Annotated in this window: 11 protein-coding genes; 6 read left to right on the top strand and 5 right to left on the bottom strand. The window is 45.7% G+C overall.

All coding sequences use genetic code 11. The features are described from left to right. Window positions 1-77 precede the first annotated feature (77 nt). From proV to proX, 3 genes are read left to right on the top strand one after another with little or no spacing between them, the layout of a single operon-like run. Complete coding sequence (gene proV, locus AC5YB3_RS00870; RefSeq protein WP_494526329.1) at window positions 78-1,304, top strand: glycine betaine/L-proline ABC transporter ATP-binding protein ProV; 1,227 nt, start codon at window positions 78-80, stop codon at window positions 1,302-1,304. Between the two features lie 26 nt (window positions 1,305-1,330). Further along, a complete protein-coding gene (locus AC5YB3_RS00875; protein WP_494526330.1) occupies window positions 1,331-2,182 on the top strand; it encodes an ABC transporter permease in 852 nt (283 codons plus the stop codon). Then, window positions 2,179-3,213, top strand: a complete 1,035-nt coding sequence (gene proX / locus AC5YB3_RS00880) for a glycine betaine/L-proline ABC transporter substrate-binding protein ProX (RefSeq protein WP_259585694.1) — start codon at window positions 2,179-2,181, stop codon at window positions 3,211-3,213. Before AC5YB3_RS00875 ends, proX begins: the two co-directional genes overlap by 4 nt. 165 nt (window positions 3,214-3,378) lie before the next feature. On the opposite strand, the gene AC5YB3_RS00885 is transcribed toward proX, so the two are convergent. From AC5YB3_RS00885 to def, 3 genes are all read right to left on the bottom strand, one after another. Next, on the bottom strand, window positions 3,379-4,005 hold the full coding sequence (locus tag AC5YB3_RS00885) for a LysE family translocator (protein ID WP_259515624.1): 627 nt from the start codon (window positions 4,003-4,005) through the stop codon (window positions 3,379-3,381). 228 nt (window positions 4,006-4,233) lie between these two features. Next, the gene (rhlP, locus tag AC5YB3_RS00890; RefSeq protein WP_259504996.1) at window positions 4,234-5,079 is read right to left on the bottom strand and encodes a rhombotarget lipoprotein; all 846 of its coding nucleotides are present in this window, start codon (window positions 5,077-5,079) and stop codon (window positions 4,234-4,236) included. Between the two features lie 264 nt (window positions 5,080-5,343). Beyond that, entirely contained in the window at window positions 5,344-5,835 is a 492-nt protein-coding gene (gene def, locus AC5YB3_RS00895) for a peptide deformylase (protein ID WP_006081499.1), read from the bottom strand. A gap of 294 nt (window positions 5,836-6,129) precedes the next feature. On the opposite strand from def, the gene AC5YB3_RS00900 reads away from it, so the two are divergent. Both AC5YB3_RS00900 and AC5YB3_RS00905 read left to right on the top strand, forming a co-directional pair. Continuing rightward, window positions 6,130-6,567, top strand: coding sequence for an MGMT family protein (locus AC5YB3_RS00900; RefSeq protein WP_006087286.1), 438 nt, complete (start codon window positions 6,130-6,132; stop codon window positions 6,565-6,567). A 216-nt stretch (window positions 6,568-6,783) separates the two neighbouring features. Next, window positions 6,784-7,575: a DUF3108 domain-containing protein gene (locus AC5YB3_RS00905; protein WP_259569819.1), complete on the top strand. Its 792-nt coding sequence runs from the start codon at window positions 6,784-6,786 to the stop codon at window positions 7,573-7,575. Window positions 7,576-8,007: 432 nt separating this feature from the next. Here the strand turns inward: AC5YB3_RS00905 and AC5YB3_RS00910 are convergent, their stop codons facing one another. Continuing rightward, window positions 8,008-8,787 (bottom strand): class II glutamine amidotransferase, encoded by a 780-nt coding sequence (locus AC5YB3_RS00910; protein ID WP_006081496.1) that lies wholly within the window; start codon window positions 8,785-8,787, stop codon window positions 8,008-8,010. Between the two features lie 243 nt (window positions 8,788-9,030). On the opposite strand from AC5YB3_RS00910, the gene fadE reads away from it, so the two are divergent. Then, window positions 9,031-11,478: an acyl-CoA dehydrogenase FadE gene (gene fadE / locus AC5YB3_RS00915; protein WP_012587755.1), complete on the top strand. Its 2,448-nt coding sequence runs from the start codon at window positions 9,031-9,033 to the stop codon at window positions 11,476-11,478. Between the two features lie 383 nt (window positions 11,479-11,861). Here the strand turns inward: fadE and AC5YB3_RS00920 are convergent, their stop codons facing one another. Next, window positions 11,862-13,151, bottom strand: coding sequence for an acetamidase/formamidase family protein (locus AC5YB3_RS00920; RefSeq protein WP_494526331.1), 1,290 nt, complete (start codon window positions 13,149-13,151; stop codon window positions 11,862-11,864). Window positions 13,152-13,210 lie beyond the last annotated feature (59 nt).

The raw sequence follows: 13,210 nt of genomic DNA on the forward strand, positions 1-13,210 counted from the left end.
GAATTTATTCATGTGTTTTTTATGTAGCGTTAGTGCAAAAAAGCAGAACGGCGTAAAAGAGCGTCATGGAAAATGTTATGGAAAAAATAGTGATAAAAAACCTGTATAAGGTTTTTGGTGCTGAGCCTCGCAAGGGGGTGAAGTTACTTGAACAAGGGAAAAGCAAAGAGGAAATTTACGAACAGACAGGGCTGACGGTTGCCGTACAAGGTGCCAGCTTTACCGTAAATAAAGGTGAGATTTTTGTGGTTATGGGGCTATCCGGCTCAGGAAAATCAACCTTAGTAAGAATGTTAAACAGGCTCATTGAACCCACGTCGGGAGAGGTATTAGTCGATGGCCAAAATATCCTCAACATGAATAAGGATGAACTGGTCAGGTTTCGCAGAAGTAAAACCAGTATGGTGTTTCAATCCTTCGCGCTTATGCCCCATCAAACAGTGTTAGAGAATGCCGCATTTGGCCTCGAACTCGATGGCATGGATAAAAAACAGCGTGAAGAACGAGCCCTAGATGCTTTAAAACAAGTCGGACTCGAAGGTTTGGAGAAGGCCTATCCCAATGAGTTAAGTGGCGGTATGCAGCAGCGAGTGGGATTAGCGCGAGGCTTAGCGGTTGATCCTGATATCTTGCTCATGGATGAGGCATTTTCGGCGCTTGATCCGCTTATCAAGACTGAGATGCAAGATGAACTGCTGAAACTGCAAGATCGTCATGAATGCACCATCATTTTTATCTCCCATGATCTAGACGAAGCATTACGGATTGGCGACCGAATTGCCATTATGCAGGGTGGGCGTGTGATTCAGGTTGGGACGCCGGAAGAAATCCTGCAAAATCCCGCGGATGATTATGTACGCGCATTTTTCCGTGGTGTGGATCCAACCGGTGTTATCTCCGCTGGGGATATTGCCCGCGACAGTCAGCCAACCGTTGTTTGGCATACTAAAGCCGGTAGCCCACGCGCCACCCTAGAAATGTTAAGCATTAAAGATCGCGAGTTTGCCTATGTACTTGACTCAGAACACCGCTTTTTAGGTGTGGTCTCTTCAGACTCCCTGCGCGACGCTGTTGACCAAGGAAATGGTGCTAGCAAACTTGAGCATGCTTTTCTGACAGACGCTAAATCAGTTCAAGAAACAGATAGCCTTCAGGATATCTTACCCTTGGTCGCCTCCCATGCTTGGCCTATTCCAGTTGTAAACTCAGAAAGTAGATATCGCGGCGTTGTTTCTAAAAATCTGTTTCTTCGTACCTTAAACCGTGCAGAAAAGGGGACCTATTTTGAGCAATCAGCATCTTAGAATACTCACTTCAGGAGTTTTATATCATGTTCAGTTTTGATGAAAGAGTGATTCCTTTAGATGTTTGGATCACCAATGTAGTTAACTGGTTGGTTGAAGGCTATCGATGGTTTTTTCAACTGATCAAATGGTCCGTCGACTTTATTCTGTCTGGTGTGTCAGACGGTCTACTGGCAACCTCCCCTCTGCTTGTTATTGCCCTGTTTGGCGCCATTGCTTGGCGAGTGTCAGGTTTAAAACTGGCCATCTTTACGCTGTTATCATTGGTGCTCATCGGTCTGCTCGGTTTCTGGTCTGAAACCATGATAACCCTCGCCATGGTCTTTTCATCCGTGGTGTTCTGCACCCTTGTTGGTGTGCCATTTGGGATATGGGCTGGACGCAGTGATCGTGTTAACAACGTTCTACGACCCATTTTGGACGCGATGCAAACGACGCCAGCCTTTGTGTATTTGGTCCCCATTGTGATGCTTTTTTCTATTGGCAATACCGCGGGTGTGCTGGCAACCATCATTTTTGCCCTGCCACCCTTGGTGAGATTAACCAGTCTCGGGATTAGGCAAGTACACCCAGAGTTAGTCGAGGCTGCGCTCGCCTTTGGGGCAACAAGCTCGCAGGTTTTACTGAAAGTTCAGATCCCCCTTGCTTTACCGACCATCATGGCGGGCCTGAATCAGACCATCATGATGTCGCTCTCCATGGTGGTCATCGCTGCGATGATCGGCGCGGGTGGCCTCGGGGCACCTGTCGTTCTGGGCTTAAATACACTTGATATTGGTTTGGCCACGGTGGGCGGTCTAGCGATTGTTTTATTAGCCATCATTCTCGATAGGATCACCCAATCAATGGCGACCAAAAAAAATAAGGACGTAAAATGAGACTTAAAAAAGTAATACTGGGTGCAGCGTTAGCTGCAATGACAGTGACGGGATCCGCAGCGCTTGCAGATACTCTCAAGCCAGGGGAAGGGATAACCGTTAAACCCGCTCGGGCGACATGGGACACAGGTTTTTTTCAGGAAGCACTTGTTCGACGCGGTCTTGAAACGCTTGGGTATGATGTCGAAAAACCTAAGACATTGGTCAATCCCATCTTTTATAAAACCGTCACACTCGGTGACATTGACTATTGGGCCAATGGTTGGTTTCCAATGCATAACGATCAGCTACCGAGTAATTTCGACGAGAAAGCTGAAAAGATTGGTTATGTTATTAAAGCTGGTGGATTAGGCGGATATTTAATCTCTAAAAAAGAAGCCGATAAATACAATATAACCTCTCTTGCAGATTTTAAACGCCCTGAAGTCAAACAAGCATTTGATACTAATGGAGATGGTAAAGCGGATTTGACTGCATGTCCTCCTGGTTGGGGATGCGAAAAAATCATCACTCACCATATGGATGTTTACGGTCTGAAAGATTCGATTAATCCGGTAAAAGCAGCCTATGCAGCCGGGATGGCATCCGCTATGGCGGGTTATAAAAATGGTGGCCCGATATTTTTCTATACTTGGGCGCCCAACTGGACCATTTTTAAAATGAAGCCAGGCGAGGACGTGGTGTGGATAAACGTGCCTGAAATCAAGCCAACAAAAGCCCAGAGTGCTGCCGTTGATCGGATGACGGTAAAGGGACTCGAAGGCGCGGTTTCCGATCCGATAAAACTGGGGTTTGTCGCTTCTGACATCCAGATCGTTGCCAACAAAAAATTCGCTAAACAAAATCCCGCCGCGAGAAAGTTTTTTGAGGTATTCACACTACCGCTCGCCGATATCAACGAGCAGAACACGCGTATGAACGACGGTGAAAAGAGTAAGCAAGATATTCAACACCACGTAGATGGGTGGATTGCCAAGAACCAAGATAAATGGAACGGTTGGCTTACTGAAGCACGAAACGCGGCTCAATAGTCTCAAGCTGTAACCCTAAATCTGGCCAGTGATGATAAAACGCAAACAACATCCACTTTCGGTTTGCGTTCTATCATCACTGGCACTTGCTTTCAGGGTCTTTCATCAACTCAGATCCACTTATTTGAGCCATGTCCCAGCTCTTAGCGGCCTAACCATATTCCACTATCTATCACTGGTCATGACTTTACTGGCCAAGCCAATAAGCAACACACCTGATATTCCCTCTAAGGCTCTGGAATAACGCTGGGAATTGGGCCGACTAAATACCCAACTTCCTGCCGACGCATAAAGGACGTTACACAGGGTCGCTAACAAACTGAAAATAAGACCAAGGGTTAACAGCTGAATTGACGTTGAACCTGCTAACGGATCAATAAACTGCGGCAAAAAAGAGAGAAAAAATAAAGCGACTTTAGGATTAAGTACACTAACGACAATGCCTTGGTAAAATACGTTGCCGTTTGGTTTGCTATTGTCATCGACCACAATTTTATTGTTGCCACGCCACATTGATATTAACGCTTGAATACCTAAATACACTAGATATGCGGCCCCCAACCACTTCACAATACTAAAAGCCAACGCTGAGCTGAGAATGATGGCAGATAATCCCAAGCTAGCAGCAAGCGTGTGAACGAAATAACCTACACCTAAACCCATCGCAGCTTTAAGACCACTGATCATTTTCCCTTTCATTGTGTTAGATACAATGTAGATAACATCGGGTCCAGGGATAAGATTGATAGCAAGGCAAGCAACTGCAAACAGTAATAGTGAATTTAAATCCATTTAATTTTTCTCCTTGTTAAACGCCTAATGTATCACGCCCGCGTAAGTGGTGTCCGACGCAATACCGCAGCCTCAGCAAACCACTTTAAAAATAAAATCAAAACGTTAACTACAAGTAAGTTGATAACCAGAGCCTGTGCTCAACTTTATATACTTTTTGCCCACGTCTTGATTCAAAGCAAACCTCAATTTGCTCATCCTTAACGATCTTAATTGGCGCTTAATTATTTATTCACGGCAAATCGTTAAACGGCGCAGCGCAAAAATCCCCAGTAGTGAAAGTATCAATAGCGATAAGCTGCCACCGCCGCTGTAACCTTGTTTATGTTCTATGGTGGCAACCTGCTCTTCTTTAACCCGTGTTTTAAAGCGGGCGAGTTCATCGTCTAAATTGACTATCATATCGTTCACCGCAAGATCAAAACCCTCATAGGATTTCTCCCTTAAAGTTGTTGTCACGCCAACAGCGGTTGAACTTTCAGTTAACTGATTTATGCCCGGCGCCCTAAATAACATCTTTTGGCTGCGCATATCGAACACCGCAGTATCGACAAAGGTTTGGATTGCATTCTCATTGCCGGGGATTAAATACATGCCCACGATAGTCCAATAAAGGATGGCGGATTTGTTCTCGTGGCTTTGCATCAGTTGATCGTAAGATACCAGCGCCATCACATCGACGTCATGCAGGCGGGCAACTTGCTGCAAGGTATTAAAACCTTTACCATTTTTAAGATAGGTGCTCGGAATGATTTCAATACGATCGATATAATCGTATTTAATAAAGGATTGTTTCACCTTGTTGAGCAAAGCGACTTGGGCGCGACTGTCTATGGCATCGGCTTGCCAATGGGATGAAGGTAAAAAAGCAATACCGACGGTAATAGGCAAACGCAGCACAGGTAAGGATGGCTGCTGGGCTTGGCGGCTCTTCTCATCTGGGTATAAGTATTCGACTAAGCTACTCGATACCGCCTTTTTATCTGTGGTATTGCCGTTAAAAAACGCGCTGCAGCCACTGAGTGAAAGCATTGCGAGTGAGATTATGCCGCTGGTTATGATCTTAAGTTTCATCTGTTTCCCTACCGTATCCCTACACTGCCGCTAATGATGCTACTGAATTTATTGCTAGCGGATATTGCTGGCTACCTTATCCACTCATTACAGTTAAAACAAGTCGTTATGTTCACATATCAAGTCAATGACATTCAAACTCAGGTTTTACATACCAATTTTAGATACAAAAAAGCCGCATCATAAAATGCGGCTAATCAGGAGGTGCAACACGCGCTCAAAAGCGCTCATACACATTTTTGTGCACGCTTTTATGCAATAGGCTTAAGCGTATTTACGCACTTTTTTAAGCGCAATTTGTTGTTTTAACATGGATAAATGTTCGATAAACACTTTGCCATGTAAATGGTCGATTTCATGCTGTAATACTATGGCTAAAAACTCATCGGTTTCGATTTCAATAGCCTTGCCCGTTCTGTCTAAGGCGGTCACTTTGACCTTCTCAAAACGTGACACTTTAGCGCGATAACCGGGGATCGACAGACACCCTTCTTCACCCACAAACTCGCCAGACTTTTCGACAATTTCAGGATTGATCAGCACTTGAGGTTGGTCGCGACCGTCAGATAAATCGATCACAATAATTGCATCCGTACTGCCGACTTGCGTTGCCGCTAAACCGATACCATCATCCGTGTGATACATGGTTTCGATTAAATCATCGATAAATCCCTGAACAGCTTCAATATCTTTTACAGGTTGCGCTTTACGTTTAAGGCGCTCATCGGGAATTGTTAGAATATCGAGTACAGCCATGCCAGTTATCTTCTCTCATCGAGTCAAAAAAATTGGCGCTATTATGGACTATTTGACCATTTACACAATATTTAAGCTAAAAACAGTTTAAATATTTTGTTAGCAATCGAGATAGTCGATAAAAAATGTCGAGTAATGCATAATCCATTGAACGCTTAATGCCCTCACTTCTTCCGCTAAACCAGACTTTGCCGTTACACTAGCGCAACCTCGTCGCGTAAGATTTTTACAGTGTACCTTTTAAGCGTGATTCTCTGAGCATGAACACGCATTTTGCTGAGGGCCAAGTATTCAATGGCATCGTTTCCAAAAGACAAATCGCCGCTATATCGCTATCTTGAAAAAGATAAACAAGATGAACAGGATTTAGCGAGTCACCAGCCCCAAGCGGTGGACTTGTCTCCCATGGCGAAAATCTGGCATATCGTCGCTATGATCCCGCAGGGGAAAATCAGCAGTTATGGCAAAATTGCCGATTATGCGGGATTACCGGGGCGAGCACGTTATGTGTCCAAGGCACTCAAATCGGCACCCGAGCATTTGTCTCTGCCTTGGCACAGAGTACTCAATAGTCAGGGTAAAATCTCCTTCGAGAAAAATTCAGTCTCCTTTCAGGAACAGATGGAATTATTAAGAATCGAAGGAATAACAGTGAACTGCGGCAAAGTTAGTTTGTCTGAGTACCAGTGGCGTCCCGATCTGGTCACTTTAGTCATGGCAATGCCATTTTAGTTTAATATACTGATCCATAAACTGTTTACATCGCTATTTACAGAAGTGTCGGCCTCGGCTATAACCTGCTAACCGTCGATTCCGATTTTTGATTTACGCTGAACTGATTTACCCTGAACTGTGTAAGTAAGCATGCTACTCGACACTTTTTTATCAACCACTACTGAGCGTTTTGTAGTGATACAAGGTGAAAACCTGCGACCCAAGGAGCATTCTTTGCGTACCATTCCCACATTATTAGTGAGCTTAACTGCCCTCACCCAAAGTATGTTTGCCATCGCCGCGCCGACGCCGCTCACGCCGCAGACGGCCGAATACCAAGTCAACTATGGGGATATCGAACTCGGTAAAGCTAAATACACGCTGCCCAATCCAGAAGATGGGGTATATAAGTATCGTTTTGACAGCGATCTTAGCCTGTTATTGTTAACTGATGTGCGCCACATTTTGAGTGAATTTACTCAAGAAAATAGTCAACTCAGCCCTTTGCGTTACTTACAGCAGCGCCAAGGTGTCGGCCCGAATTACACAGAGCAAACCGCGTTCGCCAAAGCGCAGGGCTTTATTCATACCCGTTATAAAGACGAGAAAGGCAAATTCCCCTATGAAGGCGAGATTTTCGATCCATTAATGGTGCAATTGCAATTCAGGCTCGATATGGCCGCGGGCAAAGAAGCGCTTGACTACAAGATGGTCAAAGACAACGAACTGGATGAATACAAGTTCCATGTGATTGGCAGAGAACGGATGAACATCGACAGTGGCAGTTACGACACAGTCAAAATTGAAGTGGTGCGTGACAATAAAAAGCGCCAAACCTTCTTCTGGATGGCACCGGATTTAGCCTACCTGCCCGTGCGGTTAACACATTTTGAAAAAGGCAGTAAGCAGCTCGATATCAAGTTGCTGAAGTATCACTTCGATGAAGTTGTGAGCCAAGAAAGCACGCCGGCAGATATTGCTGAGCAACCGCAAGTACCAAAACTGCTCGGCACGACGGAAGGTTAACTGGCAAAGCATTGAGTTAAGTTAAGGGAATCAACTTAACTCAATGATACAAAGCCTTAGCTGAACTCACACCGATAAAACCAAACCGAAGTTATACCGAACCGAATGAATATCTAACCGAGCTAATATTTAACCGAGCTAATATTTAACCGAACCTAGGGCCAGCCTCTAAGTTCGGTTAACGCCCATAGCTAATGGTTCATTGCCAAAGTTCAGAACCAATATTCCTGCACTACTAGTTCATAGCGAACAGTTCGTTACCGCATGTTCGTTGCTAATGGTCTATCACTAACCATTCATTGCTAGAAGATGTGTTGGATACTGACTCAATCTTTTTAAAAAGTGACCTGAACAAAGCAACATCAGCCGCAAATCTGCTCGCACCCATTTTTCGCGCAGATGCTGGGCTGGTGTTAGCGCTGTTGGATAACATCAAAGATCGATTAACAGCTCGCCTAATCTAAACAACTTCCAGTTACCGGGCTGCATGACATGCCACTGTTCGTTCTCAGTCAATGGACGAGTCGCAATCACAGTCACGACATCGTGGGCCGTGGTTTCCTTATCAAAATCAATCACCACATCGGTATCGATAAGTTTCGCTTTGCCAAACGGCGCGCGGCGAGTGATGTAACATAAGTTGTTACTGCAATAGCTCATCAAATGCTCGCCATCGCTCAATATCATGTTGAACACACCTAAGGCACGGATTTGCTCGGCCAAGGTTGCGACATAATGGAACACAGCCAACATATCTTCAGGTTTAGTGCCGCCAAACTTCTGGGCAACTTGTTCCAAAATCCAGCAGAAAGCGAGTTCGCTGTCAGTATCGCCAACGGGTTGATAGCGCGAGACGTTGAACTTAGGCAGATAGTCCGTCAATTGGCCATTGTGGGCATAGGTCCAATAACGTCCCCATAATTCGCGGGTAAAAGGATGAGTATTCTCTAAAGACACACAACCGCGATTCGCTTGGCGAATATGGCTTATCACCACTTCACTTTTAATCGGGTAGGATTTGATCAATTTTGCAATATGCGATTCGCTACTCGGGCAAGCATCTTTAAAAGTACGGCTGCCTTTGCCCTCGTAAAACGTAATACCCCAGCCGTCCACATGGGGACCTGTTACGCCTCCACGTTGTGCTAATCCCGTAAAACTAAACACAATATCGGTTGGCACATTGGCGCTCATCGCCAGTAACTCGCACATATTTCTCGCCCATCATCAATCAAAAATCCACTTGTTAGCATTGTAACTAGTTGATGACATTTGTGGAATGATCAAAGCTGACAAATAATTTAAACAATTGTTTGAAAAATACTTGTATTAAAATTGTCTTAGGTTTAACTTTTATGCGACACAGGTCTGACCACAAACTATAATTGTGATCGCAATCAACAAAACACTCTATGACCTGTGGTTGGCACTCGGTCATATTTAAGGAGAATTACAGTGACTACCCTACTTTGGATCATCGCCATGATCTTAGTGCTAGGAGCCCTAGCTTACCTTCGGGTATCTTTGCTCACTGCCACTATTGCAGCCGCTGTTGTGATGACAGCAGGATGGACACTCGATGTTGTCGGCCCTATCTCTTGGATCATTTTCCTTGTGGTAGCCTTGCCGTTAAATATCAGTGCATTTAGACAAAATGTGATCAGTCGTCCACTGATGAAAGTATATCGCGGCATCATGCCGGAAATGTCTTCAACAGAGAAAGAAGCGATTGAAGCCGGCACCACTTGGTGGGAAGCCGATCTGTTTGCGGGTAACCCTAACTGGAAAAAACTACATAACTACCCAGTTGCGCGTTTAAGTGCAGACGAACAGGCCTTCCTTGATGGCCCTGTTGAAGAAGTGTGCCGCATGGTGAATCAACACCAAGTGTCACATCAACTTGCCGATCTGCCTGCCGACGTATGGCAATATCTGAAAGATAATGGCTTCTTCGCCATGATCATTAAGAAAAAATACGGCGGTTTAGAATATTCAGCTTATGCCCAATCGCGCGTGTTACAAAAACTCGCAGGTTTGAGCAGTGAGTTGGCATCAACTGTTGGTGTGCCTAACTCTTTAGGCCCTGGAGAGCTGCTACAACATTACGGCACGCCAGAGCAACAAAACCATTATTTACCGCGTTTAGCCAAAGGGTTAGAAGTACCTTGTTTCGCACTGACCAGCCCAGAAGCCGGTAGCGATGCAGGCTCTATTCCTGACTTTGGTATCGTGTGTAAAGGCCAATGGGAAGGTGAAGAAGTTCTGGGTATGAAACTGACCTGGAACAAGCGTTACATCACTTTAGCTCCTGTCGCGACAGTATTAGGCTTAGCCTTCAAACTGCGCGATCCAGAGCATCTACTTGGTGATAAAGAAGAACTCGGCATTACTTGTGCTTTGATCCCTACCGATATGGAAGGAGTTGAAACCGGTCGTCGTCACTTCCCGCTCAACTGTATGTTCCAAAACGGTCCAACTCACGGCAACGAAGTGTTTGTGCCATTAAGCTTCATCATTGGCGGCCCTAAAATGGCAGGTCAAGGCTGGCGCATGCTGGTGGAATGTTTATCAGTGGGTCGTGGTATCACACTGCCATCAAACTCAGCTGGCGGCGTGAAAACCGCGGCACTAGCAACAGGTGCTTATGCGCGCATCCGTCGTCAGTTCAAATTGCCTATCGGTAAGCTTGAAGGTATCGAAGAGCCAATGGCACGCATCGGCGGTAACGCTTATCTGATGGATGCGGTAACCACGTTAACCACCACAGGTATCGACCTAGGTGAAAAACCGTCGGTTATCTCTGCGATTGTGAAATACCACCTGACAGACAGAATGCAGAAATGCGTTATCGATGCCATGGATATTCACGGCGGTAAAGGCGTGTGTCTTGGCCCCAATAACTACTTAGGCCGTGGCTACCAAGCTGCGCCTATCGCGATTACCGTTGAAGGCGCAAACATCCTGACCCGTTCTATGATCATCTATGGCCAAGGCGCAATTCGCTGCCATCCGTACGTGCTTGCAGAAATGGAGTCAGCGTTTGATACCGAATCGGGTCAAGGTTTAGCTAACTTCGATGCGGCCATCTTTGGTCACATTGGTTTCGCGACCAGTAACTTCATCCGTAGCTTCTGGTTAGGTCTGACATCAAGCCGTTTCTCTAACGCGCCTTATTCAGATAAAACCAAGCGTTATTATCAACAGATGAACCGTTTCAGTGCCAACCTTGCCCTGCTCTCTGACTTAGCCATGGCAACCTTGGGCGGCAACCTTAAACGTAAAGAGCGTATTTCTGCCCGTTTAGGTGACCTACTGAGCCAACTGTATCTGGCATCTGCCACGCTGAAACGCTATGAAGATGAAGGCCGTCAAACTGACGACTTGCCGTTAGTGCAATGGGCGGTTGAAGATGCGCTGTACAAGTTACAAGCCTCGTTAGACGATTTGCTGGATAACTTCCCTATGGGTCTTGGCGGCGCATTACGCGTGGTGATGTTCCCATTCGGTCGTCCACTGAAACGCCCAAGCGATGTGTTAGATCATAAAGTCGCTAAGATCATGCAAACACCGTGTGAAAGCCGTGACCGTCTAGGTAAAGGCCAGTTCTGGACCAACTCTGAGCACAATGCTGTGGGTATCCAAGAACAAACACTACTGGACATCATTGCATCTGAGCCTCTGCATGACAAAGTCTGTAAAGCGAGCGGTAAACGTCTACCCTTCATGTGGTTAGATAAAGTTGCCGCTGAAGGTAAAGCACTGGGCGTGCTGAGCGACGATGAAGTTAACTTGCTAGAAAGAGCTGAAATCGGTCGTATGAAGTCAATCAACGTTGATGACTTTGACCCAGCTGAACTGCGTCCAGAAGTGGTTTCTACCACTTCACAGGAACGCGCAGCGTAATCCACTCAGTAAGATTTAAACCAACAAAAAGGAGGCTAATTAGCCTCCTTTTTTATAACAAGTTGTCCCGTCCTGAAATACGTTGACATAAAGAGGACTTCTTTATGACAACATCAAGTAACTCAAGTCTATCTGCCTCCGTCACGAATCAACCGCTCAATATGATACAAGCTCAATCAGATAAAGCTTCACAACCAGATGACGAAAGCTATTCAGCGTTAACATAGCTTATCCTTTATCCTGCAAACGATGTCGCATAACAGCTAGTACCGCGGAACAAAAATAACAATGTAATGGCGTGAAGACAGTGCAAAGCGTTGTGCTTTAAAACTAAGAATACATCGTTAATACAAGCTTAAATGCACTGCGTCGTGTATCAATACTTACTGCAAACGAGGCATAGTAAGACGTGACTTATCAAGCTTCAAGGCAACGCCCACGCTGCGCCCTGCGAGATTAGGAACAGAATAATGAGCAGCACTGCCGAGGAGAATCGCACATTCTGGCAGCGTCAATCCATAATCTTGTTGTAACCACTGAATTAGACCTGTTGTCGCCGAACGTAATGCCTCATCTAATGATCCCGCCTGACCTAAGACCATGATCTGATCCGGTGATTCAACACGCGGCATCGCTATCGATTTAGCCTTGATCACATCAACCGTGAATTCAACATCCATAGAGGTTTCCAAAGCATACTGCGAGGTTTCACCATCCCCTTGCAACGCATGAGCGTCGCCAAGATAGAGTAAAGCACCAGGTTGTTGCACGGGTAAATAAACGATATTGCCTTCAACTACTTCGTTAAAGTCCATGTTGCCTCCAAAGCGTCCGGTATCACCCGTAGATACGGGCGCAGAACCAAAACCTGGTGCAACAGCCAGCCCACCGAGCATAGGCCGTACTTTAATTGTGTAGTCTTTTAAATGCTCTGTTGGCGTTTCCAAGCTCGCCATTCCACGCTCTCTGTCCAATTTCCAGCGCACAGGCTTTCCAAGTTCGTCCGCTTGAGTTGCAAAACCTGCCCCCAATGCGCGCCCTACTATCGCATCCAAGCTATCAGCATAATCTCGATTCAATCTAAGTCGATTTATCCGTATGACCAGCGTATCCCCTGGCGCTGCGGTGGCAATAAAGAAAGGGCCAGTTTGTGGATTTCCAAATAGAGCTTTAGTGACGCCGTGCTCATCGACCCCACCCGAGTCAATCGTTTTTGTTTGTACTGTATCCCCAGGCCAAATCGTGAGGACGGGTGTGCGATGAGGATCAAATAGATTGGAATAATTTGTCGGCATGAATTCATAACGCCGCGGTTGGCCTTCTGGACGCGTGGCTATTTTCCTTGCCGAAAAGGCATGTTTCACCCGAACTTTTGGATGATTGGTATCAGGAAAATCGGCAATTCCTTCAATGGTATTATCCTGCATCTTGCCCTCATAGTGATAGACCGCGCCATTCGCATCTGTGCTTTCAAAGGTAAGACTTGTACCTTGGCGATGTCCGCTCAGCTTGTCACCGTCAATATCGCCACTGAGATTGTCACCCTTGGATGTTAATGTCAGTGTGCCATATACAGGATTACCCCAGAGATCCGCTGTTAGTAGCCATTGTTCAGCTGCGTGCGCCTGTCCAAACACAAGACTCAAGCACATGAGTGTGGAACATTTCAACATCGGTATTCTCCAGTTTAACTTGCGAATATGAGAGTGAGTTTGTCGTATCAACAAGATAA

The organism is Shewanella sp. 1311 (assembly GCF_059338235.1).